Source organism: Corynebacterium sp. HMSC034E11, from assembly GCF_001835905.1.
In the GTDB taxonomy this organism is placed as follows: domain Bacteria; phylum Actinomycetota; class Actinomycetes; order Mycobacteriales; family Mycobacteriaceae; genus Corynebacterium; species Corynebacterium coyleae.
Map to the genome: position 1 here is coordinate 23,469 of NZ_KV826385.1, position 25,086 is coordinate 48,554.

Annotated in this window: 24 protein-coding genes; 9 read left to right on the forward strand and 15 right to left on the reverse strand. The window is 61.0% G+C overall.

Annotation, left to right across the window (positions count from 1 at the left end; translation table 11 throughout):
• Positions 1–9: 9 nt before the first annotated feature.
• The 3 genes from HMPREF2690_RS01705 to HMPREF2690_RS01715 are packed head-to-tail and all read right to left on the reverse strand — an operon-like array spanning position 10 to position 1,924.
• Complete coding sequence (locus HMPREF2690_RS01705; protein WP_070820010.1) at positions 10–720, reverse strand: SDR family oxidoreductase; 711 nt, start codon at positions 718–720, stop codon at positions 10–12.
• Positions 717–1,289, reverse strand: coding sequence for a LysE family translocator (locus tag HMPREF2690_RS01710; RefSeq protein WP_070421988.1), 573 nt, complete (start codon positions 1,287–1,289; stop codon positions 717–719). The genes HMPREF2690_RS01705 and HMPREF2690_RS01710 overlap by 4 nt, the downstream gene beginning before the upstream one ends.
• The gene (locus HMPREF2690_RS01715; RefSeq protein WP_141761169.1) at positions 1,289–1,924 is read right to left on the reverse strand and encodes an alpha-ketoglutarate-dependent dioxygenase AlkB; all 636 of its coding nucleotides are present in this window, start codon (positions 1,922–1,924) and stop codon (positions 1,289–1,291) included. The genes HMPREF2690_RS01710 and HMPREF2690_RS01715 overlap by 1 nt, the downstream gene beginning before the upstream one ends.
• Positions 1,925–2,083: 159 nt before the next feature.
• Between HMPREF2690_RS01715 and HMPREF2690_RS01720 the strand changes: the two genes are divergently transcribed.
• Positions 2,084–2,335 (forward strand): hypothetical protein, encoded by a 252-nt coding sequence (locus HMPREF2690_RS01720; protein WP_070451955.1) that lies wholly within the window; start codon positions 2,084–2,086, stop codon positions 2,333–2,335.
• Positions 2,336–2,390: 55 nt separating this feature from the next.
• On the opposite strand, the gene HMPREF2690_RS01725 is transcribed toward HMPREF2690_RS01720, so the two are convergent.
• The 4 genes from HMPREF2690_RS01725 to HMPREF2690_RS01745 all read right to left on the reverse strand — a co-directional run bounded on the left by HMPREF2690_RS01725 (position 2,391) and on the right by HMPREF2690_RS01745 (position 6,070).
• The gene (locus tag HMPREF2690_RS01725) at positions 2,391–3,014 is read right to left on the reverse strand and encodes a response regulator (protein WP_070484946.1); all 624 of its coding nucleotides are present in this window, start codon (positions 3,012–3,014) and stop codon (positions 2,391–2,393) included.
• A 181-nt stretch (positions 3,015–3,195) separates the two neighbouring features.
• On the reverse strand, positions 3,196–4,290 hold the full coding sequence (locus tag HMPREF2690_RS01730) for a sensor histidine kinase (protein WP_070820011.1): 1,095 nt from the start codon (positions 4,288–4,290) through the stop codon (positions 3,196–3,198).
• Positions 4,291–5,042: 752 nt separating this feature from the next.
• A complete protein-coding gene (locus tag HMPREF2690_RS01740) occupies positions 5,043–5,621 on the reverse strand; it encodes a hypothetical protein (protein ID WP_083320279.1) in 579 nt (192 codons plus the stop codon).
• Between the two features lie 140 nt (positions 5,622–5,761).
• Positions 5,762–6,070 (reverse strand): hypothetical protein, encoded by a 309-nt coding sequence (locus HMPREF2690_RS01745; protein ID WP_070820012.1) that lies wholly within the window; start codon positions 6,068–6,070, stop codon positions 5,762–5,764.
• A gap of 160 nt (positions 6,071–6,230) precedes the next feature.
• On the opposite strand from HMPREF2690_RS01745, the gene HMPREF2690_RS01750 reads away from it, so the two are divergent.
• Entirely contained in the window at positions 6,231–7,796 is a 1,566-nt protein-coding gene (locus HMPREF2690_RS01750; protein ID WP_141761170.1) for an HNH endonuclease signature motif containing protein, read from the forward strand.
• Between the two features lies 1 nt (position 7,797).
• Here the strand turns inward: HMPREF2690_RS01750 and thpR are convergent, their stop codons facing one another.
• Entirely contained in the window at positions 7,798–8,340 is a 543-nt protein-coding gene (gene thpR / locus HMPREF2690_RS01755; RefSeq protein ID WP_070820014.1) for an RNA 2',3'-cyclic phosphodiesterase, read from the reverse strand.
• 25 nt (positions 8,341–8,365) lie between these two features.
• Here thpR and HMPREF2690_RS01760 point away from each other — a divergent pair, with 25 nt between their 5' ends.
• Positions 8,366–10,483: an ATP-dependent RNA helicase gene (locus tag HMPREF2690_RS01760; RefSeq protein WP_070820068.1), complete on the forward strand. Its 2,118-nt coding sequence runs from the start codon at positions 8,366–8,368 to the stop codon at positions 10,481–10,483.
• On the opposite strand, the gene HMPREF2690_RS01765 is transcribed toward HMPREF2690_RS01760, so the two are convergent.
• Positions 10,461–11,105, reverse strand: coding sequence for a Rib/alpha-like domain-containing protein (locus HMPREF2690_RS01765; protein ID WP_070421980.1), 645 nt, complete (start codon positions 11,103–11,105; stop codon positions 10,461–10,463). The two genes, HMPREF2690_RS01760 and HMPREF2690_RS01765, sit on opposite strands and share 23 nt — an antisense overlap.
• Positions 11,106–11,193: 88 nt before the next feature.
• On the opposite strand from HMPREF2690_RS01765, the gene HMPREF2690_RS01770 reads away from it, so the two are divergent.
• Positions 11,194–12,561, forward strand: coding sequence for a basic amino acid/polyamine antiporter (locus HMPREF2690_RS01770; RefSeq protein ID WP_070484943.1), 1,368 nt, complete (start codon positions 11,194–11,196; stop codon positions 12,559–12,561).
• On the opposite strand, the gene HMPREF2690_RS01775 is transcribed toward HMPREF2690_RS01770, so the two are convergent.
• On the reverse strand, positions 12,532–13,281 hold the full coding sequence (locus HMPREF2690_RS01775) for a TSUP family transporter (RefSeq protein WP_070815844.1): 750 nt from the start codon (positions 13,279–13,281) through the stop codon (positions 12,532–12,534). The genes HMPREF2690_RS01770 and HMPREF2690_RS01775 overlap by 30 nt on opposite strands.
• A gap of 18 nt (positions 13,282–13,299) precedes the next feature.
• Between HMPREF2690_RS01775 and HMPREF2690_RS01780 the strand changes: the two genes are divergently transcribed.
• Positions 13,300–14,319 (forward strand): AbrB family transcriptional regulator, encoded by a 1,020-nt coding sequence (locus HMPREF2690_RS01780; protein WP_141740806.1) that lies wholly within the window; start codon positions 13,300–13,302, stop codon positions 14,317–14,319.
• Here the strand turns inward: HMPREF2690_RS01780 and HMPREF2690_RS01785 are convergent.
• The gene (locus HMPREF2690_RS01785; protein WP_246819493.1) at positions 14,316–15,947 is read right to left on the reverse strand and encodes a DUF885 domain-containing protein; all 1,632 of its coding nucleotides are present in this window, start codon (positions 15,945–15,947) and stop codon (positions 14,316–14,318) included. The genes HMPREF2690_RS01780 and HMPREF2690_RS01785 overlap by 4 nt on opposite strands.
• Positions 15,948–16,014: 67 nt before the next feature.
• Between HMPREF2690_RS01785 and HMPREF2690_RS01790 the strand changes: the two genes are divergently transcribed.
• Positions 16,015–17,079, forward strand: a complete 1,065-nt coding sequence (locus HMPREF2690_RS01790) for an ROK family transcriptional regulator (protein ID WP_070820016.1) — start codon at positions 16,015–16,017, stop codon at positions 17,077–17,079.
• A complete protein-coding gene (locus HMPREF2690_RS01795; protein ID WP_083319419.1) occupies positions 17,079–17,831 on the forward strand; it encodes a hypothetical protein in 753 nt (250 codons plus the stop codon). The genes HMPREF2690_RS01790 and HMPREF2690_RS01795 overlap by 1 nt, the downstream gene beginning before the upstream one ends.
• Positions 17,832–18,595: 764 nt before the next feature.
• Here the strand turns inward: HMPREF2690_RS01795 and HMPREF2690_RS01805 are convergent.
• Positions 18,596–19,735, reverse strand: a complete 1,140-nt coding sequence (locus tag HMPREF2690_RS01805; RefSeq protein WP_070820017.1) for a glycosyltransferase 87 family protein — start codon at positions 19,733–19,735, stop codon at positions 18,596–18,598.
• Complete coding sequence (locus HMPREF2690_RS01810; RefSeq protein ID WP_070820018.1) at positions 19,732–20,664, reverse strand: Sir2 family NAD-dependent protein deacetylase; 933 nt, start codon at positions 20,662–20,664, stop codon at positions 19,732–19,734. Before HMPREF2690_RS01810 ends, HMPREF2690_RS01805 begins: the two co-directional genes overlap by 4 nt.
• 36 nt (positions 20,665–20,700) lie before the next feature.
• On the opposite strand from HMPREF2690_RS01810, the gene HMPREF2690_RS01815 reads away from it, so the two are divergent.
• Positions 20,701–21,582, forward strand: coding sequence for a hypothetical protein (locus tag HMPREF2690_RS01815; RefSeq protein WP_070421971.1), 882 nt, complete (start codon positions 20,701–20,703; stop codon positions 21,580–21,582).
• Between the two features lie 143 nt (positions 21,583–21,725).
• Here the strand turns inward: HMPREF2690_RS01815 and amn are convergent, their stop codons facing one another.
• Positions 21,726–23,084, reverse strand: a complete 1,359-nt coding sequence (gene amn, locus HMPREF2690_RS01820; protein WP_070484934.1) for an AMP nucleosidase — start codon at positions 23,082–23,084, stop codon at positions 21,726–21,728.
• An 11-nt stretch (positions 23,085–23,095) separates the two neighbouring features.
• Entirely contained in the window at positions 23,096–23,686 is a 591-nt protein-coding gene (locus HMPREF2690_RS01825) for a TetR/AcrR family transcriptional regulator (RefSeq protein WP_070815852.1), read from the reverse strand.
• A gap of 41 nt (positions 23,687–23,727) precedes the next feature.
• Between HMPREF2690_RS01825 and HMPREF2690_RS01830 the strand changes: the two genes are divergently transcribed.
• Positions 23,728–25,041 (forward strand): M20/M25/M40 family metallo-hydrolase, encoded by a 1,314-nt coding sequence (locus tag HMPREF2690_RS01830; RefSeq protein ID WP_070820019.1) that lies wholly within the window; start codon positions 23,728–23,730, stop codon positions 25,039–25,041.
• The last annotated feature ends 45 nt before the right edge of the window (positions 25,042–25,086 follow it).

Here is a 25,086-nt window from a genome sequence, read left to right on the forward strand (position 1 = left end):
CCGGACAGTCTATCGGTCCGCCTGATCGACCGGCATGATGCTCATTGTGTCGATGTTTACCCGCTTCGGCAGGCTCGCCACCCACCGCACCGCCTCCGCAATGTCCTCGGCGGTGAGGTTCACGTTGCCCTCGTAAACCTTCTGCGCACGTTCCTCGTCGCCGCCGAACCTGTTCAGCGAGAAGTCGGTCTTCACCCGACCCGGGTCGATCTCGCACACACGAATGTTGTTCTCCGCCTCTTCCCTGCGCATCGCCCTGGTCATACCGCGCAGGCCGTACTTGGCGGCGTTGTACCCCGAACCGCCCTTGTATGCGTCCGTGCCGGCCACCGAACCAATGTTGACCACAAGCCCCTCCGACGCCTTGAGCTGCGGATACAGCGCACGAGTGACGCGCATGGTGCCCATCACGTTGGTTTGGAACATCCACTCCCAGTCCGCGTCGTCCGCGTCGCGCAGGTAGTCAGTCTCCTTCGCGCCACCCGCGTTGTTGACCAGCAAGTCCACGCGCTCAAGGCGCGCAAGCTTATCGACGCTCCCCGGGTCCGTCACGTCCAACTCCACCGCAACGCCACCGATGTCGTCGGCAATCGCCTGGCACTTCTCCAAACGCCGCGCCGCCACGATCACCTTCCACCCATCCTTAGCCAAGGCCCGGCACGTCGCCTCGCCGATACCCGCGGAACCACCTGTAACTACTGCAACCTTTTGTTCGCTCATGTGCCGAAGTGTAGGCCCTCCCACAGCATCCATGTGGCCAGAAGGATAAAGATGATGCCCGTGACCACGTCGATCCACCTGCCGTAACGCTCAATCTTGGACGCCATCGCACGGACCGCCAATGCGAACCCGACGAACCAGATGATGCCCGTGACAACCAGCAGCGGCACCGCCCACCAGCCCACGTGTGCGAACTGGGCGAAGATCGCCCCGAAAAACAGGACGGCCTTCGGGTTGGACAGGTTCGTCGCCACACCGGTGAGGAACGGTCTGCTCACCTGCTGCGCTTCCGGCAACTCCGGGTCACTCGCCCGAATCGCGCCTATGCCCATCCACAACAAGTAGGCGCCACCGACGATCTGCAGCACCGACAGGATCTCCGGGAACGCTTGAATCAACGCACTCAGACCCGCCAGCGACGCGACGATCCACACCGTGTTGCCCAGCATGATGCCGAGCGCGCACAGGATGCCATCCCGTCGATTCTTCGCGCCAACCCGGATGATCTGAAACAGGTCCGGACCTGGGCTGACGATTGCCGCGAACCAGACTCCAAGCAGTGCGATCATCACTTCTCCATTTGCCGCATCGTGATGTTGAGTCTTCCTTCTAGCAGCGCCGACGTCCCCTTCTTCGCCCCCAGCACGCCATGTCTCGCGCGGCGGGCTGGGCCACCGAACACGAGGGCATCCCCGGACATGAGGAGAATATCGTGCCCCTCGATGCGAAACACACAGTCCTGACCGAACGACAGGCTGACCACCGCGTTCTCAGATTCTTCCTCCGCATCGACGTGCATACCCATTCCTTTGCCCGGCGGGTAGAAATTCACTAACGCCGTTTCCACACGTGGAGTCTCACCAACCCGCGGGTCAATCTCGCGTGCCCGATCCATCACCTCCCCTGCGATCCGCTGGAAATTCTCCGGCACCGGCGGTACCTGATATCCATCGACTTCCTGCAGCATGCGGTACGGATTCGTCGCCCAGAACCACCCGAGCGACAGCATCCACGCATCCATCTGCCCTTTGCCTACCCGTGGTTGGCGCATCGCCACCGGCGTGCCGGCAACCGACCTCGCTAATTCGCGCGCTTGTTCGATAATTTCCCGCTGCTCATCAGAGGTGAAAAACGCAGGTAGATGCACCACCCCAGGCATGACGCGGTTGGGTTTGCGTGGGATCACGGTGGCGTCGAAAAGCAATTGCTCCACCTTGCGTGTCGCGGTCGTTTTATATGATTTTCACACAATAACCCAAAGTGTTCGAATAGGCAACCGTATTACTTTTTATTTCTGCTGGTTAATCCCCTGACGCTCGTTCGTGTGTTCGATATTGCTATTGACGACCCTGCAAAGGGGGCCATGACCACGGCAATCGAACCGATGTTTCGCAACCAACGCACTAACGACCCGCACGCAAGCGGCGCCCAAGCGATCCGCGACATCTACTGGGGAATGTTCCGCATGTACACGTACGAAGGACACGTTGAAGACGACTTTTACATGATCTACCTCGACTGTCACTTTCTTGACGTAGCCGCGGCTTGCGGATTGGCAGAATGCGGACTGCACAGGCTTCGTGGCTGTAGTGGTCGTCTTCTTCGTGACTTCTAGCTGACGCCAAGAGCCTTTTTCCAGACAGCGAAAGTACTCCGCCGAAACAATTAGCTCAGTTCAGGAGAGCTATAAGTTCCGCCCTAGAGCTACAGTCCATTTTTTTCAGAAGAGAAGACACTATTTTCTTTATATAGGATTCAGAATAAAATAACTCTTTTGCTATTTGTCTATTGCTGTTTCCTCGGCGCAACAATTCCATGACAGCTTCCTCATTATCGGTTAATGAAGCGTGTGCCATTCGTTCGACAAACCGTCCCCACGGGGATTGAGCTACCAGCCGTTTCACGCATTGGGGTGAGAGACTGGTCCCTCCGTTAAGCGCATCTCTGAGTGCCTGAATAATTACCTGCGGAGGTTGTCCTTTAATGACGTACCCGGACGCCCCACGCGCAAGAGAAGTAATCATCGTGTCGTCAGTGTCGTAAGCTGTCATCACAACAAAAACAGGTGGTTCATCGAAACTGTTCGTCTGTTTCAGTAATTCGACTCCATCCATATCGGGCATGCGGACATCGGACAACACAACGTCACAGGTATGACTATCGAGCCATGTCAGCGCGCAGCGCCCGTTCGCGGCGGTGGCAACAACCTCTAGGTCTGGGGTTTTAGAGAAGTAAAGCGGAAAGGATTCCCGGATTACGGGATCATCATCAACAAGGAGGATCCTGGCGCTCATTTACTACACCAAGGATGGGTTTGACCTTTACTGCACCCCAGCCAGTCCTTAATAATCTGGTATGTATGAGTCACCGGTTTCCTCTCAGCGGGAGGTACCTCGACTGTTACGGGGGATCCTGCCACAAGGCTAACGGTAAGCATAAGAGAGATCACGGAATTCATATTTACGACGAAACCTTTCAGACGGGGACATGGAAAGTAATCGACCAACGGGCGTCAGCGCTATCCAGTGTCATGTTTCCGCCTACGGCGGCAATCGTTCGCTGCATAGATACTAAACCAAAATGGCTGGAACCAGCTCGCCCACGCCCCGGTCTATAAGTGTTAGCGAGAGTCACAATGATTTGTTTGGCATCTGCAGTTGCAGTCATTCTCACCATGGAATCAGGTACGGCATACTTGATGATATTGGCACTGGCCTCAGACAAACATCGACTGAGCGCCTTGTCGATAGACTCAGTGCCGGGATCCACGCTGATATTCGCGGTGGATTCAACATGAAATCCGGCCTCCTGAAGCGCGCGATTAGTTTGTATCAGTGTCGTGGTTAGCGCTGGCACAGTCGCTTGCTGATGATTGATCGCCTGGGCATTGAGCTCGTCCACTAACGCGCGAATACCGCCTATTGACTTACGCGCTGTGGTAGCACACTTCTGTAGAGCTTGCTCTATCTCCGGCGTGGCGATCGCCAATGCTTCAAGCCTAACAATCAGCGCAGTTAGATCAGCAGCTACCGTGTCATGGAGAAGCCCAGCTACTTCTGCCTTACGTTGGCGTATCTGGAGATGGCGTTGCCTTTCTTTTGTATTCACCGTGTTGATAAACCACCCAACGGCAAATGCGCAAACCATCATGAGGCTAAAGATGGTCACAGACTGCGAATCCACACTAAACGACTTTTTATCCGGGGAGTAAAACCCAAGTAGTGTCGTAAAAACTGCAAGGACTACTCCAGTCTTGTACCTGCGTTGCGCAGTAACTACAGTAACCATCAGAACGGACGTCAACGTCACCAAATCTGGAGAACGAGCGGAAAAGCTTGCGACCGCAAACAGCGCAAGATGCCCCAGAGCGGCGACAGTAGGCCGATATGTCGCCAGAGGCAATGTAGCTGCTAGCAAGAAGAAAAGCACCCCAGTGCCAATGTCGACAGGTGCGACTACCGAAACGCGCAAGCCCCACAGAGTAAGAGCCAGCAAGCACAACACCAGCGCTATTACTACGCGGCCAGAATGAAACGCCTTAATAAACACATTAAGCACCCAGAGTTGCATCGATGGAAACCATAGAAGAACAGTGAAGCATGAAAGTTACGGTTCGTCCCGCCACCCAGCAATCGAATTTTCAACTATCAACTTATAAACGTTGATTCAAAAAGCGATGCCAGAATCGGCCAATCAGAACCCCCAAAATCCAATCGAAAAGCGAGGCGATAGCACTTCAAACTAGAGCACCCCTAGGCTTTGTTCCGCGACCCAAAGTACCTTTCCACTCTCCTTGATTCTCTCCCTCGTCGTTGGCCAGTGTGTAAGACAGCATCGCTAGAGATCACCCCCATTCTGAAGCCCATGGGGCGCTGTCCATGTTTTATCTGTTTGGCACCATCCCAGAGCCTCAACAAAAGGGGGGACAACGACCAGCAGTACCCGAACCAGGGAATTTGCCACCTTCGGGGTAAAACTTTCCCAAGATAAGCAAACTAGATAGGGTCGCATTTTCCATTTTTAGCATCTCGTTTCTGCAGCTCAACAATTGATTCAGTGAGCGAGAAGTCCGGATTGTCTTGTCGGAACTGCTTGATTGCAGACGCTGAGGGGATGGGTAGGCTCGAATCGATTTCTTGGGCCTTCGAGAGGTTTCTGTTTGGCTTTAGTCCCCACACTCCGATGATTGCGAGAACAAGCGCTAAGACGAACTGCCCCGTAACGATGGCCACTACTGCCGCCCCAATTGACAAACAAGACCCTATGTACTCTAGTTTTTCGAGCATATCTTCCTCTTGTGCAACTATTGCTACATGCGTGCGCTAGTCGAAGCACTTTTCCTGCACGCCAGCGATTCCTACGAGCTCCGCCGCGAGTGCACCGACAGCTCCACCGAGAGCTTGCAGCTTCTCGTAGCTGAAGCTCGCCCCCCACATGACGCGAACGGCTTCCGCCACTCCTCCAAGTTCTTTGATATAGCGCTTTATCTTGAGAAGTTTGGCGGATCCAACCAAATTACCTGCGATCATCCCCGTAATTGCCCCAGTACACCCAAGAACACTGGCGTAAGTAGTTACCCCCGGTGTCCCTGTCACAAGGTTTTGCTGGACCCATGTTTGAGTAGCAGCATCGCCTTGAAGGAGGACTTCATCTGGAATAGACATGATGGTTTTCAGGTCGGCTTCCATTTGCTGTGCCTGTTCGGCAAATGCAGGGTCAAATTCAGTGCTGGTGCCCGCTGCATGCTTCGTGGAAATCCCTTTACCATTGCTCTTTTGAGTGCTGATAGAGGGGGCGTCGGTGGGTGACGGAGTAGCGTACGCGGCTGACACTGACGCGACCGAGCATGCAATGGTCAGCGTGACTGCCCCTGCGAGGACACGATTACGGTGAAAAAACATAGTACCTCTCTAGTGGTGGACTGGATTGGAGACACTTTTGAAACTAACCGCCTACCTGCAGAAAGGGCAATAGTTCAGATCACTTCTGGAACTTTAGTATCCACAGTGGTTCCAAAGGTTGCACTCCTTTTTGGAGCGCCTTAATCTTTTCGGCTCAAAAACAACTTGACGCTGTCGCCGTTGGCGCCCCAGGGAGTGGTGGGAAATAGATCAGTGGTTAAAGAATTCGCCCAGAACCACCCGAGCGACAGCATCCACGCATCCATCTGCCCTTTGCCTACCCGTGGTTGGCGCATCGCCACCGGCGTGCCGGCAACCGACCTCGCTAATTCGCGCGCTTGTTCGATAATTTCCCGCTGCTCATCAGAGGTGAAAAACGCAGGTAAATGCACCACCCCAGACATGACGCGGTTGGGTTCGCGTGGGATCACGGTGGCGTCGAAAAGCATCTGGCCAACATACCGTGTCGTGGCCGTTTTATATGATCTTCAAAATAACCACCCAGGATTTTCGAACACCTGAACTCTTTATTCTTCATTGTTCCGTTATACCCCCTTGCGTATCGCTTGTTTGTTCGATACTATAGCACCATAGACGAAAGGGGGGACCATGACAACGGCAACCGCACCACCGAAAATTTTCCGCAGTCAGCGACCAGATGATCCAGACAGCCGAAACGCTCAAATGATTCGCGATATTTACTGGACAATGTTCGGCGAGTACGCATATCCGGGCCTCGAGGTGGATGATTTCGACCTCACTGTTGAGAAGGTGCAATCGGCCACCAGTTGGAACAAGGGGTTTGTAAAGAACGCGATCCTCGGACATGCAGTCCTACAAGAACTTCCACGGCTTCGCGCGCTACAGAGCAACACACGGGTGATGGACATCGGCCACCTGACCGCTACATATACCGCGATCGAGGAGCTCGGCCCAGATCCAGACGAGGAAGCACTCGCGCTTATCGACGAGATCCTGGTCGACACCTTTACCCCCAAGCGCAACAACCAGCAGGTTCCGCAACGCAAGACGGTCACCGACCGCATCCGCGCTGCAATTAAACGCCTGGACAAGTCGCGCGGGTACAACGCAAAGAAGCGCGATGAACGCGAAAAGGACACTAGCGACACGTTCCGGATCGACTGCTTCTCATTCGGTGGAGAGGACCGCGCGTCGATAGAGATATTCACCAACCCAATCGCCGCAGGTCGCGTCGGCGCAAGTGTGAAGGCTGTCGCCCGCGAACATGGCATCAGCATGCCCGAAGCCGCTTTGAAGTTGCTGTGTGGTGAAATCGCCGGCACATCCGTCACACCGGTGCTCAACGTGTACAGCCCGAAAGACCGCGAGGAAGGCGACCCGGTTTTTCTGCCAGGTTTGGGTTGGACCGATGCTGAAACCACCGCAGCCTTCGAAGACTGGTTGGCGTCCACCGACCACGTCGAACGCGACCTCGACGCAGCAGCCGTACAGAAACTAGGTGGCTACGCCCCGAACGAGGCGATGCGTCACGCTGTCATCGCCCGTGACGGCACCTGCATTTACCCTGGCTGTAACCGCGCCGCTCAGCAGTGCCAGCTCGACCACCGCATCCCTTACGGCGAAGGTGGCGAAACCGCAGTGGAGAACCTGTTTGCACTATGCCAGCACCACCACAATCTGAAAACGGATCGTCGCGGGTTCTACATTCCCGATCCGGTCACCGGTGACATCGTCTGGCTTTTCGCGGACGGAACATACGAAATCTGCACGCCGGAAGGCCTCCTCCACGAGCAAGTCACTCCGACGAACCCGCGGTGGAAGTCCAGCCTGGCCAACGTACGTAAAAACCGTGCCCGGGCCGCCGAGTTCTACGCCAAAGGCCACCGAATCCTGGACATTTTCGACGACACCCTCGACGAAGAAGCAGCCACCACCGCGATCGAAGAACTCGAGCAGGAATACAACATGGAATTCCCATTCGCACCCGAAATGCCGTGGGAAGAGCCACTCCCTCCAGAACCGGACGACGAGGAACCGCCGTTCCCGGACCCGGAAGACTACTACCCAGAGGAAAACCCGTTCCACGAACAACCAAAGATTGATCTGCCTTACTTCGCTCACAGATTCAGATTTGATGACCTTAAAAACCTGGTGCTTGATATCGATGGGGACAACTTTGGGCTGGCCACGTAGATCACCGCAGGTAGAACCTGTCCACCACGTCGTATTTCGGGCCGCCACTTCTCCCCTTGCCCAGGTGGGACTCGAGCAGCAACACTTCGTCGACGGCGAATTCTGGTCCGGTGTAGACGGCGAGGGCGTGGGCGTGGTCGTCGAGAAGCAATGGGTCCCTGGTGCGGGTGCCGGTGCGGGCGACGGTGAGATGCGCACGTTGGCGACGGCGGGCATCTGGGTCGAGTTGGCAGTCCGCCATGAGGTCTTTCAGAGGTGCTTTGTCGCCGCCGACTCCGATCCACATGGTGCGGCGTTCGAAGCAGCCGGCGCCCCGCAGATGCAAGCGGAGGGGCCGAGTGAAGGCAGTCGCTTGGGAGAGATGATCGGTGACCAGGTCGGCGTCGTTGGGTTGGTTGCCGTAAAACGCCAGCGTGATGTGCCAACTGTCGGGGTCAGACCAGCGCACTTCGGTGCCGGAGAAATCCCGGATTGGGCGCAGGGCGGTGATGAGGTGTTCGCGGACTTCGTCGGGTGGGACGATCGCTGCGAAGAGGCGTCTCATGGCCCACACGCTACCCTGGATTGCCATGTTCGACCTGGCGAAAATCGGCCGCGACCTACCGGTGTCGCGAGTCGTGGACAAGATCCCCCACCGCGGTCCCCTTGTGGTGGAAGCGCCGCCGGGTACGGGCAAGACGACGTTGATCCCGCCGGCGATCTCAAACATTGCAGGAAAGACACTGGTCACGGCGCCAAGGAGGGTGGCGGTGCGGTCGGCGGCGAGGAGGCTTGCGTTTCTCGACGGCACGCCGCTCGGCACCAAAGTCGGCTACTCCATCCGCGGGGAGCACAAGGATGGCTCCGAGGTGGAGTTCGTAACCCCCGGGGTGTTGTTGAATCGCCTGCTCAAGGACCCCGGCTTGGAGGGGGTCGGTGCGGTGGGGATCGACGAGGTGCACGAGCGCCAACTGGACACGGACCTGGTGTTGGCGATGTGCATGGAAGTGGCGTTGCTTCGCGACGACCTCTACCTCACCGCCATGTCCGCCACCCTGGACGCACAGAAGTTTGCCGACCATATGGGCGCGCAGGTCCTGTCCACGGAGGCGGTGACGCACCCACTGGACATCACCTATGCGCCCCATCCGGACAGGATCCGGGGAACGCGCGAGTTCTACAAACACGTGGCGCAACAGACGCACGGCACGGAGCGGACCTTGGTATTTGTGCCGGGTGTGCGCGAGGTGGATTTGGTGTGCGGGTTCCTGGACGATGCGGTCCCCCTCCATGGGAGGCAGAGCAGCAAGGAGCAGGATGAGGCGCTGAACGGGCCAGCGAGGGTGGTTGTGGCGACGTCGGTGGCGGAGTCGTCGATAACTGTGCCGGGCGTGCGCAAGGTGGTGGACGCAGGCCTGTCCAGGGTGCCAAAGAGAGATAACAGGGGCATGACGGGCCTGGTCACGGTGTCGGAGGCGAAGACGAGTGCGGATCAGCGTGCTGGCCGTGCGGGCAGGCTCGGTCCGGGCGAGGTTGTGCGGGTGTTTTCGCGCGACGATTACGCCAACTTCCAGGCGGACATCACACCCGAGATCCTCACGGCGGATCTGACGGGTGCGTTGCTGACTATGAAGGCGTGGGCGTCGCCGGACCTGCCGCTGTTGGATCAGCCGAAGGACTACACGGAGGCGGAGCAGAATCTGGAGGCGATTGGGGCGCTAAGCAACGGAAAAATCACCGATTTTGGCAAGAGGTTGGCCAGTTTCCCGCTGGATCCGCGGCTGGGCGCGGCACTGTTGACGTTCGGTTCGCAGGCGGCGGGCACGATCGCGCGGCTTGCTGGTGAGGTGGATACGAAGCGGCTGCGCAGGCTTGTCGACGACAAAGGCCCGGCGGACCCCGGCGAGGTGATTGCGGCGGCGTTTCCGCAATGGATTGCGAAGAAGGTCGGCGAGGGCGAGTACCTGTTGGCGTCGGGGACGCGCGCGAAGTTCAACTCGCATAGTGAGTGGATCGCGGCGGCGGAGATCCAGCGCACACCGACACAGGTGATCATCCGAGATGCCGAACCGATTGCGTTTCCGCAGGACAGGGTGACCGAAACCAAGAAAGCAATGCTTGTCGACGACAAGGTACGCGGCCGGCTCGTCACCTCCATCGGTGCGATTGAGCTCTCCTCCACCCCGATCAAACTGACTCCCGACGAGGCGGCGGAAGCGCTCACCCACCTCAGGTTTGAGGACTTCCCGCTCACCGACAAGGAGCAGCACCTGAAGGAACGGCTGGACTTCCTGCACGCCACCCTTGGGTGGCCGGATGTGAGCGAAGGGGACTATTCGGTTGAGGTTTCCGAGGTGGCGAAGGGGTCGTCGATAGGCAATTGCGATATGCGGGCGGCGATGTTGCGGCAACTGGATTGGAAGCAGGTTGCGGAGTTGGACCAGGTGGCGCCGAAGGAGTTTGAGTATGCGTCTGGCAGGCCGGTGAAGCGGGTGAAACTGCAGCATATGTTTGGCAAACACGGCCAAACAGTCGCGGGCGTGAAGGTGCTGTACCACCTGCTGTCGCCTGCGGGTAGGCCGCTTGCGGTGACGGATGACCTGGACAGTTTTTGGGCGGGGCCGTACCAGCAGGTGCGCAAGGAGATGCGGGGCCGCTACCCCAAGCATGCGTGGCCGGAGGACCCTACTTCACACACTGGGAAATGATCGCGCCTGCGCCAGCGAGGCCTGCGACGGCGAGGATGGCGGCGATGCCGAGGTCAACGTCGCGGGAGTTGAGGTCCCGAAGTTTCAGATCGACGCTCAGGGCGTTCTCGACGACCAGGTTGAGGTCGTTCTGACGCGCGACCAGCGGCAGGCTCATCTGGGAGGCGAACCCAAGCGGCAGCAGCACGAGCAGTGGCAGGCCGACGCCGATGGCGGTAGCGGAGCACTTCGGGGAGACCTCGGGGGCGTATTCGACGAGTGCGTCGAGGATCGCGCCTTCCTGGTTGAGGTCGGTCGAAGCGTCCTTGCTGATGGTGACGCGGACGGGGAAGACTCGCTCGGTCTCGTCGGCAAGCACTGCGCGGACGGGCCACTCGTACACACCGGGGGTAACCCCCTCCCCCGGCGTGAGGTGGATGGAACCGTCGGGGTTCAAGGTTGCCCAACGCGGTAAGTCTTCGGCTTCGTACCAGGCTTCGCCGATGGGCAGGGGTGCCTCGATGGTGGCGGTCAGGCCCGGCACGACTGCTGTTTGTTTGTATCCGTCATCGGCATACGCTGGGGAAACGGTTGCCAACGACAGTGCAATGGCACATGTCATTGCCGCAATTTTCTTGCGCATTTGCCGCCTCCCTCAGTTGTTTATGCTTTAAACGTTCTGTATCGATTGATGATTGTAGTAGACAACCCCTGGGGTAGTGTTAGTCGCCATGACAAAGCGCACCGTTTCGGTCTGGACGCTGGTCTCCCTCATCATCGGATCGACCATTGGTTCCGGCATTTTCGCGCTCCCCCAAAACATCGGCTCGGTCGCGAGCCCCGGAGCGATGCTTGTTGGTTGGGCAATTGCCGGTGTCGGCATGTTGTCCATTGCTTTCGTGTTCCAGATCCTGGCGGTGAGGAAACCCCACCTGGACTCCGGCGTGTACGCCTACGTGCGCGCCGGCTTGGGTGACTTCATCGGATTTACCGCAGGTTGGGGCTACTGGCTCGGCTCGGTGATGGCCCAGGTTGGGTATGCCACCTTGTTCTTCGGCACACTGAGCCACTATGTGCCGGTGCTCCAGAACCGCTGGGTGTTGGCAATCGCGGTGTCCGCAATGAGCTGGCTGATCCTGTGGGGGCTGACGCGCGGCCTGAAGCAGGCGGCGGTGATGAACGTGGTCACCACCGTGGCAAAACTCGTACCCATCCTGGCGTTTATTGTGCTGGTGGCGTTCCTGGGGTTCTCGTGGGACCGCTTCACCACCGACTTCTGGGGCAACGCCAACAGTGCGCCGTTTAGTGCTCAGTTGAAGGGCATCATGCTGTACACGGTGTGGGTGTTCATCGGTATCGAGGGCGCGTCGGTGTACTCCAAGCAGGCTCGCCGCCGCAGCGATGTGGGCCGTGCGACCATCATCGGCTTCCTGTCGGTGTTGGCCCTGCTCGTGGCGGTGTCCACCCTGTCCTACGGTGTGCTCAGCCAGGAAGAGTTGGCGGCGCTGCCGGACAACTCGATGGGTGCCGTGCTTGAGGCAGTTGTCGGCCCGTGGGGTGGCGCGCTGGTCTCTATCGGTCTGTGCTTGTCGGTGCTGGGTGCGTACGTGTCGTGGCAGATGCTGTGCGCCGAACCGATTGTGATGATGGCCCGCGATGGGTTGTTGCCCAAGCGATTGGCGACGACCAAGAACGCCCAGGTCCTGTCCACCATCGTGATCCAGTTGTTCGTGGTCGTGTTCTTTGTCTCGGCGGCGTCGTACAACGGCATGGTGCAGTTGGCCACGATCATGTACCTGCTGCCCTACATCTTCTCCTCTATCTACCTGGTGCTCATCGCGCGTGATCATCACGTTCACCTGGTGGTGGGGTTGATCGGTTCGGTGTACTCGCTATGGCTGATTTACGCGGCGGACCCGGTATACGTGCTGTTGGGCGCGCTGGCGGTGGTGCCGGGCATGGTGCCGTACGTGGCTACCCGGCGCGCCAACAACGAGCGTTCCTTCAACACCTTTGAGTGGTTCGTTGTGGCGTTGGTTCTGGTCGGCGCGGTTGCGGCCATTTATGGCCTAGCCAATGGCTCCCTGGTCCTTGAGTAGTTTCACGCACAGCACCACCACGAGGATGAGCAGGGCGACGCGCACCAGTTTGGAGCCGCCCTTGAGCACCGTTCTCGTGCCAATCTGCGCGCCGATCACGTTGGCCACCGCCAAGATCAGCGCCAGTTTCCAATCGATGTAGCCACCCACGCCAAACACAATCAGCGCGCCGAGGTTCGTGGCGGTGTTGACCACTTTGGCCATCGCCGCCGACTGGAGAAACTGCTGCGTGAAAATGGCGGTGAACGCCATGATCAAAAACATGCCGGTGCCCGGGCCGAAGATGCCGTCGTAGGCGCCGATCAGCGCCGCTGCTGCGACTCCCAGAGCAATTCTTATCGACGACACCCTTCTCTCCCCGGTCGTCCCAAACGTCGGTTTGACCACCACGAAGATGCCCACGGCGATTAGGAGGGTGATGATGATCGGGTTGGCGATGGAGTCGTCGATAAGCGAAACTGCAGTTGCTCCAAGCGCGGCGGCGATGCCTGCGATGAGGGCATAAATCCACGTGAACTTGGGCACCCCGACGCGGCGCACGAGCGACACTGCGGCCGAGGCGGTGCCGCTGATCGCCGCGACCTTGTTGGTGGCGAGCACGGATGCGGCGGGCATGCCGGTCGTCGCCATGAGGATTGGGATGAGCACGAGACCGCCGCCGCCGATCACCGCATCGATCCAACCGGCGAACGCTGAAGCAGCGATAAGGAAGGCGAGCATACGACTACTATGCACCACATGAACCGTTGGATCGTCGCTGCCCCGCTGTCGGTGCTGTGCGGTCTCGTGTTCACCTACCTGCACGTGCCGGCCGCATGGATTCTCGCCGGGATCGTTGGTGCTGGAACGGTCGCGATTGTTACCGAGCGTGACCTGCGGATCAACGAACACCTGTTCACCCTCGCCCGCGGTGTGATCGGCGTGGTGGCGGCGCTGCCGCTGGTAGGTATTCCACCGGGTGATTTGCTGCCGTTCTTGGTCCCTGGCCTCATCGCGGCGGTGTTGGTGATTGCGGTGGCGTTCTTCGGTGGTTTGGTGTTGGCGAACCATGGCGTTTCCAGGAAGACGGGTGTGCTGTCGCTGCTGCCTGGTGGGGCGTCGCTGATGCCGGCGCTCGCGCGAGACCTAGGGGCGGACATGCGCTACGTCAGCCTGAGCCAATACCTGCGGTTGCTGACGGTGTCGATAACACTGCCGGTGGTGGTGTCATTTTTGGATGCGCCCGCCGCCGGCGAAGTCATGCACCTCAAGCCCTATTGGTGGATGTGGTTGCTGGTGCCGGCACTGATCGGGGTGGGAATTCCACTCGGCAAGGTTTCTCGGCTGCCCAACCCGTCCATTTTCGGGCCGATGCTGGTCACGGTACTGGTTGGGTCGTTCGCGGACTTCACCATTGTTCCCCCGGAACCACTGAGCATTACGGCATTCCTGGCGCTTGGCTGGATGTGCGGCGGCGGCCTGTCCGTGCCGGCGTTGAAGGCGTTTTCCAAACTGCTGCCGGCGACGATGGCCTACATCGTCGGCCTCATGGTGTTCTGTGCGGGCATCGGGTGGGTCGTAGCCAAGTGGCTGGGTCTGACCCTCTACGAGGGCTACCTCGCCACCACACCCGGCGCGCTCGAGACCGCGCTCGCCCTATCCGCAGAAGGCGGAGCCGGGCCCGCCGTGGTGGCACTGCAGCTCATCCGGCTGATCTGCGTGTTGATCTTCGCCGGGTTCGTCCCCCGAATCCTGAAACGAATCGAGCGAGACGACTAGTGCAGGATCGCGTGGGCCAGGATATCCATCGGCATTGAGCCCAGGCTCAGCGCCTTCGTGTGGAACTCGTCCTGGGTCATGCCGCGGCTGAGGGCCTGGTCGCGCAGGTCGATCCAGTCCTTGAAACCCAGGGCATACGACGGGGCTTGGCCCGGCCAGCCCATGTAACGGTCCAGCTCGAAGGCCAGGTTGGCTTCCGCCATGGCGGTGTTGTCGCGCAGGAAGGCCTTGGCGTACTGGGCGTCCCACACGCCGGTGCCTTCCGGGGTGGTCTTCTTCAGGTGTACGCCGATGTCCACCATCACGCGCGCGAGGCGCAGACGCATGGAGTCGAGCAGACCCATGCGGTAGCCGAGGTCTTCGCGGTAGCCGTCCATGAGGTGCTCGGCGTAGAGCGCCCAACCTTCGCCGTGGGCGGAGTTCCAGCAGACGGAGCGGCGCCAAATGTTCAGTTCACCGCGATTGAGCAGGGCGTAGGCGTGCTGTAGGTGGTGGCCCGGGATGCCCTCGTGGAACACGGTGGTCAGCTCCTGCCAGGTGTGGAACGTCTCCTGGCCTTCTGGGACGGACCACCACATGGTGCCGGGGCGGATCATGTCGTCGCTTGGCGGGGTGTAGAAGATACCGCCGGAGCCGGCGCGGTCGATGGCGCACTCCACCGGGGGCATGCCCTCGGGGATCGGGAACACGTTGGCCACGTCTTCGTTGACGCTGTTCATCCAGGCGAGGAGGTTGTCGGTGCCGTGGATGGTGTAGCGCTCGTCCTGGTTCAGGTGGCGGTATGCGGCGGCGACGGAGTCGTCGTCGTAAAGCTTGCGCGCGATCTGCTTCTGCTTATCGACGGTGCGCTTCAGTTCCTCCTGCGCCCAGGCGTAGCCCTCGTCGAGGTCCACATTGCGGCCGTGGAAAAGTTCGGCGAACAGTTCGTAGCGCTCGCGGCCCACGGCATCGTCGTGGGGCGACTTGGGTCCGAGTTCGGTGGAGAGCCAGTCGGCCATCTGTGTGAACGAGGCCTTCGCCTCTTCGACGATCTTGGACTCCGGCGGGAGGCCCAGTTCGTCGAGTTGGGAGTCGCTTTCGCCCAGCGCCTCGCACTGGTTGATCACGGCGTCGATCTGGCGGTGGGATGCCACATCGCCGGCAGAGGCAGCCTCTGCCAGGGATTCGCGGTAGCCGGCGAGCGCTGCCGGGATGCGCGACATGCGGGAGGCGATGGCGTCGAAGTCCTGCTCCGTCACGCGCGGCATCAGCGCGAACGAGTCGCGGATCTCCTGAATCGGCGAGTCGATGTTGTTCAGCTGGCGCAGGAGCTCGCCGCGGTGGTGAAGCTCGAGCTTCATACACAGGCGGTCGCGCAGGATGGCGGCTGTGAGGTTGTCTACGTCGTCGAAGTCGTCTTCGTCGTCGGAGTCATCGGTGGAGTCGTTCAACGCGTCAACGTCGGCGATGAGGTCGCGCATGCGGTCTGCGACCCGGTCCCAGTACTCGGGGGAAAAGTCCTGCAATTCGCCGTCGTGGCCATCGATGCCAATTTGGGTTGCCAGCGTGGGAGAGATGGCTGCGAGGTCGTAAACGAAATCCTCGCAGGTGGCGTCGAGAAGCGACGGCTCGCGCATGGGTTGGCTCATGCTGGGCGATTGTATAGGAGCTGGCCAAATGGACAATTCGTCGCACCATCCAGTAAATATATTCATCATGACTTGGGCTTCGTTTTCTCGTCCACGTACTCCCGCGGCGAAATGCCTGCACCTCATTCGCCTGCAGGAACTCACCTCCCGCAGCGAGCTCGTCCGCGCGACCGGCCTGTCCCAGCCCACTGTCACCCGCGCAATCGCGGCGCTTGTCGACGCCGGATACGTCACCGAACGCAACGACCTCACCCAATCCCAAGGCCGTGGACGGCCCACCATCCCCCTCGAACTCGCCGAAACCACCGAAACGCACGCGGGTGTGTCCGTGGGCACCGACTCCACCTACATCGCCCTGTTCGACCTCAAGGGCCGCACCCTGCGCAGCGTGGACGTGGCCCTGCCGGTCTCGCGTATGAGCGAGGACGACTTCATCCAGCACATCATGGCCGGCCTGAACAAACTGACCACCAGCGTCGGCCGCCCGCTCGCCACCGTGGGCGTGACCACATCCGGCACGGTGCGCGGCAGCGGCGACGTCTACGCCCCCAACCTCGGCTGGGACGGGGTAAACATCGGCGATCAGATGCGCGAGCAGTTCTCCGTGCCGGTGCAGGTCACCTCGATTTCCAGCGCGATTGTCGGCTCTGAGATGCAATCCACCGCGGACCTGGACACCCCGTCGGTGATGGCGCTGTTTGCCGACGACTCCCTCGCCTGCGCCATCTCCAGCCCCGAAGGGGTCAACCCCATCGAGGTCGAACAGGGCGAGCTGACCACCCAGGGCCTGCTGGACGCCATCGATGTGCCCACGATCCGCACCCTGCGCCAGGCGGTGGAGGACGCCGGGGAGGCAACCCGTTCCGCGCTCGACAACCGCGCCCGCGGCCTGGGCACGCTCGTGGCTGGGCTATGCTCCGACCACTGCCCCAACACCGTGGTTGTCGCAGGCAGTGCGTTTATCGACGACCCCCTCGCCTCCGCCCCCTTCGCCCGCACTGTCCGCGAACACATCTCCGGGCCCATCGACCTGCGCCTGATCCCCAGCCACAAAGACGTCGTGCGCGACATCGCCCGCGCCGTGGCGTTGGATTACGTGCTTCGCGAGCCCCTGGCGGTTGCGGGGGCGTAATGCGCAAGGTCGCCTGGGTTATTCCCCTGCTGCTGGCCGGCTGCTCCGCAGAGGCTCCCGTTGAGCCGCTGCAGACCGAGGCAGTACCGACGCATTCGCAGGAGCAGTATGAGGGCCTTGAGGGGGTCGTCGCAAAGATTGAGGAGGCGACAAACACCGAGGTGGGCGTCGCGCTTTACGACGGCACCACCCTCACCAAAGCCGGCTCCCTGGACACCCTGCCGGCCTGGTCCACCATCAAAATCCCCATCGCACGCGCCGCCGAACGGCACTGCGAATACGACCACGCCACCATAGCGGACTTCACCCAGGCCTCCATCGAATGGTCCGACAACGACTCCGCCCGCGCCCTATGGGACTGCATGGGCGACGACCTCGAAGCCGCCAAACTCGTCGGCGAGGAAATCGAAAAAGCCGGGCCGCACGTCAACGTGCGCGGCGCGTTTGGCACCACCAGCTGGACGTTCGCCGACCAGGCGAAATACGCCCACTACTTAAGCACCCGCGACCAATCCCAACCCGTCCTGGCGGACATGCGCAACATCACCGAAGACCAGGCCTACGGGCTCGGCCAGTTGGGGGTTCCGTTCAAAGGCGGCTGGTCAGACGTGGAGGAAGACGGCTCCTGGCACACCCGCCAACTCGGCTGGATCAAACACGTTGGGGTAGCCATCGGCGCGCGCAGCGCCGACGGCAGCTACGAGGACACCATGGATGCCCTCGACCAAGTCGCCGAGGCTATCGCCCCATAAACTTATCGGCGATCGGGCGCAGGTATGGCTCGATGAACTTCACAATTGCAGCCAGGATCGATAGCACCGTCAACACAATGCCCACGGTCCGACGCACGTCGTCCGGCGACTTATCGCCGACACCCGCGAAGACCAACTTCTTCGGCGTGGTGTTCGGGGTTTCGTTGCCATCCGCCGGACGGTGCAGAACCACCTTCTGGGAACCCTGCGGCATGGATTCCACGTCGGTCGGCTTGTATCCCACCACCGCAGCCGATGCCTCGCCCTCAGCGGTGACCGCACCGGCGAAACCGACACGAGTCACGGTGGGGTTCAGGAACGTGTGCAGGTGGCCGGTCATGCTGTTCTTGTCGTCGGACCACTTGCCGTTCAGACGCTTCAGGTCCGCCAGCTCGCCATAGCCCCACCCCTGCATGGCGCGGCTCATGTTAGCCGTGCTGTGCAAGTTCGCGCCCCAGCCTCCTTTGCCGCCGATGGTGGCGGTGTCCTCCGGGCCGCAGTTGTCCGTACACGTTGCGTTGAACGGGCGGACGTGCGCGAACTTCTTCGCCGCCTCCACCGCACGCTGCAGCGCGATCAGGTTGTAGCCGGTGTCCAGTTGCACTGCGTTGACGTACTTCTCGCGGGTATCCAGGCCCTGTTCTGCAGCGACCGTGCGGAGCGGTTTTCCGTCGTACGGCACGTTCTGGTCCCACATGTCGCCGCGGAGCTTGCGCAGTTCACTGATGCCGGTTTCCGCATCGTTGGTCAGGTTGAACTTCGTCTCAAGCGCGATGACCTGGTCGGCGGGCTGGTTGAGTTCCACGCCGGTAACGGGGGCCGGGTCGGCGGAGGCTGCGGGGGCGAGGACGAGTGCTGTGGCTGCCGCGGTCGCTGCGGCGTATAAACGGATGCGCATAACCCGAGGGTAGCGCGTACCACGCCATAAAGAGCACTGGCACGGCAATGTAAAGGAACTGCGGGGCGCCAGGCCAGAGCACTACCGAAGCGTACGGGGCCATCAGCACCATGAGCGCCACCGAGCCGTAGCGTTCGAAGACGAACACGCCAAGCGGCACGATCCATACCCAGTGGTGGTACCAGGAAAACGGACTAACCAGGCACGCGGTTAGGCCGATGAAGGAGACGGCGAGGGGGGCGGGGGCTCGTCGACAAGCAAGGAGCGCAAGGATGGTCACGGCGGCACACAGCGTGAGCCACAGCAGCGTCGAATCCATCCCGGCGCGGGCCAGCACTTGGCGTATGGACTGCGCCCCCGGATTCTCGTCCACCCCAATCCGTTGCGTGCTGAAGATCGCGCGCGTCCAAAAGTTCGGCGCGTCCACCACATTCATCCCGCTCGCCGCAGTGCACACGAACGTGAACGCGGCAACGAATGTTGCTCCCCACCTGCGCTGATAGATCAACAACACGATGAAAAACGCGGGCGTGAGCTTGATCCCCGCAGCCAGGCCCGTCCCGATGCCCGGCAACCTGTTCTTCGGCAGGAAATCCAGGCACACCAGCCCCATGAGCAGCAGGTTCACCTGCCCGAAGTACAGCGTGCCTTGCACCGGCTCCGTGCACAGCACGAAAAAGGCCACCAGCGGCACCACGTGCTTCTTGCTTATCGACGACCCCCACACCACCCCGGCCAACACCACCACACTGGCCAACTTCCAGGCGACGCCGAACCACTCCTCGGTTGGCAGCCACGAAAACACCACGCCCGCAAACGGCGGATACGTGAACGGCAAGCCCGGCAACAGGTCGTGCGCATAGAGCGGCAGGTGGTCCTTCACCTGCTGCCCGCCCAGCACGTAGACGTGGAGATCACTTGGGTAGGCGGTGGAAAACGCAGTCTCCAACGGCGTAGTGATGTAACGATAAACCGCTACTGCAAGAACAATGAGCAGGAGAATCACAAGTCGAGCCCGTCCAGGATCGCATCCATGGCGTCAGCGACGTCGGTGCGCCACAGCGTGTCCACCTTCGTATCCGCACGCCCCGGCCCGCCATTGATCACAGCGGTAGGTTTGCCCTGCTTCTTCGCATCCAGAATGAACTTGTAGCCGCTCATCACCGCAAGCGACGTACCGATCGCCACCACACCCGTCGACTCCGCCAGCCACTGATCGGCCTGTGTTCGCGTGGCCTTGGGCACGTTCTCGCCGAAGTAGACCACGCTGGGTTTCAGGCGCTCCGAGCCACAGTTCGGGCACGTGATCATGCGGAAGCGCTCCACGTCCTCTTGGCGCAGTTCCACGTCGCCGTCCGGGTTGATCATCGTCCCGACCACCTCGACAGAATTGAAGTAGTTGGGGTTGGCGGCGGTGAGGAGGTCGTCGATAAGCGATCGCTCATGCATCACATTGCAGTCCAGGCACACCACATGCTCCATATCGCCATGCAACGCAATCACGTTTCGCGAGCCCGCCTGTGTGTGCAGTCCATCGACGTTTTGCGTGACAATGCCACGAATCAGGCCGGCCTGCTCGAGCTCCGCAAGCGCAAAATGCGTCCGGTTTGGCCGCGCCGCCCGCATGAACTGCATACCGACGAACGCACGCGCCCAATACCGACGCACCTGACGCGGCGAATGCGCGAACTCCTGAAACGTCATCGGACGGCCCTTGGTCAAACGGCCGGTTTCGGAGCGATAGTCGGGAATGCCCGAATCCGTCGACACACCCGCGCCCGTGATGACCAGCGTTTTTTGGTTCCTTAACTGTTCTATGACGCGTTGCTGTGCGTTCGGGGTCGGCGTTGCCGTTTCCTTGACCACCCGCTCAATCGAGCGCACAGCGGACCGATGCGCCATCGCAATCGCGGGGTCGTCGAAGAAAGTTTCCATCGCCAGGCAGTGTACAAACCACCTAGGATTTCCCGCATGGGGGAATGGAAAACCGAAATCAGAACCAACCTTGTCGACGTCCGAGGGCAGACATATCTCAGCAGCGACCTGCTTCGCCTATCCACGTCACACGCGCTGGCGCGCCGCTCGTACGACGCCTTGAAGATCCACCAGCAGCACTGGGCCCGGGCCTACTGCGCGGGCCTTGCCGTCCACGCCGCCGTGATCACCGGTCGCGCCTCCGCGTACCTCAACGACATGTGGGTCGTGAACACGCCGCTAGACCAGGTCGCGCTGGTGTTGCCGTCGGTGCCGCGGCGCTCAACATGGCCCGCCGGCGTGCGCTACGTGCAACGCACACTCCCCGCCTCCCGGATCCGCCGCGGGGAAGCCATGTCCACTACGTCACCATTGCAAACCTTTCTGGACATTGCCCGCCTCGACGGCTTCACCCACGCACTCGTCGCCGCAGACTGGCTCGTCCAACGCGGTGGCTTCACACCGGCCCAGCTGCAGCACCTCGTCGAAACTGAGCCGCGCTTCCCAGGCAAACCCGCCGCCCGCCTGGCCGCGCAGCACGCGTCGACCCTGTCCGAATCCGCACCCGAGGCCTACGCGCGCGCTTTGCTCATCGAAGCCGGCATCACCGACGTCCGCGCCAACGTCACACTCACCCGGTGGAGGTACCGCGTTGACCTGCTGATTAACGGGTGGTTGGGAGTTGAGATCGATGGGCGCGTGAAGTACGACGACACCACCTTCGGCCCTGCGCACAAGGCACTTCTCGACGAGAAAACGCGCGCCGACCGCCTCGGCAACGCCGGCCATCCCCTGCTCCGGTACGCGCCGCGCTACCTGGAGGAGCACCCCGAGGAGTTCGTCGGGGCGGTGCGGGCGCGCCTCGAACTTGGCCGTTAGGTGTGCGGGGTTTTGTTCATATGCAGGGCTCGATATGCGTAAGTGCAGGTCGGCGCGTTTTCAGAAATTTTGGCCAATTTTCCGCAAAACGCCGTGACCAGGGGTTACGCATATCGAGCCCTGCATATGAAGCCGCGAAGGACTTACCGGAACGGGACCTCACCGATCGTGCGGCGCAGCTTCCGGGTCCGGAGACGTTCGGGGCGCCGGGCAAGCTTCTCCATCGCACGCACGGCACACATGACGTGGGCTTCCTTCGAGTTGGAGTAGAACGCCTGGGCGCCGGCGGGCAGTTTCGGCACAGCGTGCAACGGCAGGTCGGATACGGCCAGCAGGGTGCCGTAGGGGACGCGGTAACGGTAGCCGTTGGCGGCGATTGTGCAGGACTCCATGTCTACGGCTGCGGCGGTGGATCCCCGGAGCCATTCCCACAGGTCCTGCGGGTCTTTCCACTCCCAGTTCCGGTCGCCGGTGGACAGGACGGTGCCGGTGCGCATCAACGACGTGTCGTCGCCGTACACCTTGGTCACGGCCTTTTCCAGGGTGCGTTGCACTTCGGGGACGGCGGGGATGGGCAGTTCGCGGCGCAGGTAGTCGTCGAGAACGTGGTCGTGGCGTTCGTAGGCGTTGCCGAGGATGAGGTCGCCGATGCGCATGCGGGCGTCCAGGCCGGCGCAGTGGCCGATCATGATCCACGCTTCCGGACGCAGAACGGCCAGCGAGTCGGTGATGGTTTTGGCGTTGGAGGGGCCGACGCCGATGTTGATCATGGTGATGCCGTCGCCGTTTTCGGTGATCAGGTCGTAGCGCGGCATCTGGAACTTCGACCCCAGCTCCAGGTCTTCGAGCGCGACGGTGTCGGAAACTGTTTCGCCGGAGGGGAGGACGAGGCGGGTGTAGCGCGAGTCGGGGTCGGACAGTTCACGCAGGCCGAAGCGCACGAATTCGGTGACGTGCATGGCGTAGTTGGTGAACAGGATGTAGCGCTGCAGGGTGTCTACGTCGATGCCGGTGTAGTGCTCGAGTCGCGCGATGGCGAGGTCGAAGCGTTGCGGGCCGAAGTGGAACAGGGGTTTTTCCGGACCGTGGAAGGCGTCCCAGTGGCCGTCGACGATGGCGTCGTGAACGTCGTCGAGGGCGGGTCGGGGCAGGTTGCGTGTTTCGTCGATAGGCGGTGTGCCCTTGATGTAGGCGGGCGGGATGACGATATCGGAGTACTCCACACGCATGGAGCACGGATAGTTCGAGGTCAGCGCCTCGAGTTGGGCGGTGAGGTAGTCCTCGAGCAGGTCGGGGCGGGAGAGGACGGCGGAGTAGGTGCCGGCTTTGTCGACGTAGCCGAAGGTTTTGGAGCGGTCGATGGGGCGCCATTCGAGCACGTCAACGGTCAGTTTGGGGTAGCGCACTTCCCCGTAGCGTTCGAAGTCCCCGGCGCGTGCGATGTCGCACGACGTGTTGTACAGGGCTTTTAGCTTTTCGACGACCTCACGTACCTGGTTCATACCCCGCCAGGCTACTCACGAATGAGCACGCGGCGCACGGCTTCGGCGCGGCGACCAAACTCCTCTGCGGGAACGCCTTCGCGGATGCACTGCTCAATGAGTTGCTGCATGCCTGCGATGTAGAACCGGGCCATATCGTCGACAAGCTTCATGTCCGCGTTTTCCCAACGGGCGGCGCGGGGCAGGAGTTGTTCGCGCATGGTGGGCAGCATGACCTCGTAGACCTGGTTATCCAGGAGGCTGTGGATCGGCGAGTCGATGATGCGCGTGGCGGCGGTGTAGTGACCAGCGGTCGCCTGTGCCAGTGCAGTGACCGACGCTTCAAAGTTCTTGTCAATGCTGAATCGTTCCGCGAAACTGCCGTAGGCCGCCAAGACCCACTGCGCTGCGGTGGCGAGTACGAGGGCGTCGCGGTCCTCAAAGTGCTGGTAAAACACTTGACGGCTCACGCCTGCTTCTTTCACGATTTGCGAGACATTCAGATCAGCGACCTCGTAGTCGTTGAGAAGGCGCATGGTGGCGTCGATTAGCGCCTTGCGAGTGCGCAGCGCGCGCGGGTCTTGGCTGTCCGAGCGGCGGCCCGGGAGGGTAGTTTCAGTCATCCCATGTCTCCAAAAGATTTCCGACATTAGTGTTATGTGGTATGAGCCTAACCGATGACACTCTGGAACTGTTACATGCCCTTATTAGAAATGGATGCGTCAACAACCTAACGGCAGATTCTGGACACGAGGAAAGAAACGCCCGCACGCTGCAGGAATTCTTCGGGGATACCCGTGTAGACGTAGAACGCTTCGAACCCCATCCGGGTCGAGTTTCCGTAGCGTTTTCCATCGAAGGCACCGACCCCAACGCTGAGCCACTCACCCTTTTGGGCCACACCGATGTCGTGCCCGTCGACGAGGATAAATGGACAGTTGACCCGTTCGGGGGTGAGATCAAAAACGGCCGCATGTACGGGCGCGGCGCCACCGACATGCTCTACATCACTGCAGCGATGGCGGCGGCTGTGCGCGACGTTGCCCTCTCCGGCACGCAACCCAAAGGCACCCTGACCTTCGTGGGATGCGCCGACGAGGAGGCCCGCGGTGGCCTCGGCGCGGCGTGGCTCGCCGAAAACGCGTCGTTCCCTTGGGCGAACTGCCTATCCGAGGAGGGCGGCTCACACCTGCCTGTGTCCGACGGCTCTGACGCACTCGTGGTTGTCGTTGGCGAGAAGGGCGCCGCACAGCGCCGCTTGACCGTGCATGGCGACGCCGGCCACGGCTCCGCACCCTTCGGCCGCGACATGGCGGTCACCAAGATCGGCGAGGTCGCCCGCCGCATCGCCGCCATCACGCCCGAAGTGCGTAGCGACGACATCTGGGAGGGCTACGTCCGCGCCTGGAAATTCGACCCCGACACCGAAGCGGCCCTGCTGCGCGGCGAAGGCTACGAGGCGTTCGGTCAGCTGCAGAGCTACTCCCACGCCATGAGCCACCTCACCATCTCCCCCACTGTGCTGCGTGCCGGCGAGGCGATCAACGTGCTTCCGTCCGTCGCCTGGATGGAGCTCGACATCCGCCCGCTGCCTGGCCAAACGCAAGAAGAGATCGACGAGTTGCTCCGGGAAGCGCTCGGTGACCTTGCCGACGAGGTGGAGATCACCCACCTCATCACCGAACCCGGCACCGTCTCCCCCACCTCGGGCCCGCTTTACGACGCCATCGTGGACACCTTCCACGAATTCTTCCCCGACGTCCCCGTCGTCCCGACGATCGCGGCGGGTGGATCCGACCTGCGCTTTGCTCGTCGTAAAGGTGGTGTCGGCTACGGATTCGCCCTCCACGGGCGCGGCGAAACGCTGGGGTCTGTTCTAGGTGAGCTCCACAGCCACGACGAATCCGTCTCCCTCGAAGACGTCGACCTCACGGTCCGGGCGTACCGTTCCCTGATCCGCCGCTTCGTCGGGGCATAGGTTTCGCGGCCATTTCTCGCCCCATTTCTCGCCCCATTTCCCTTC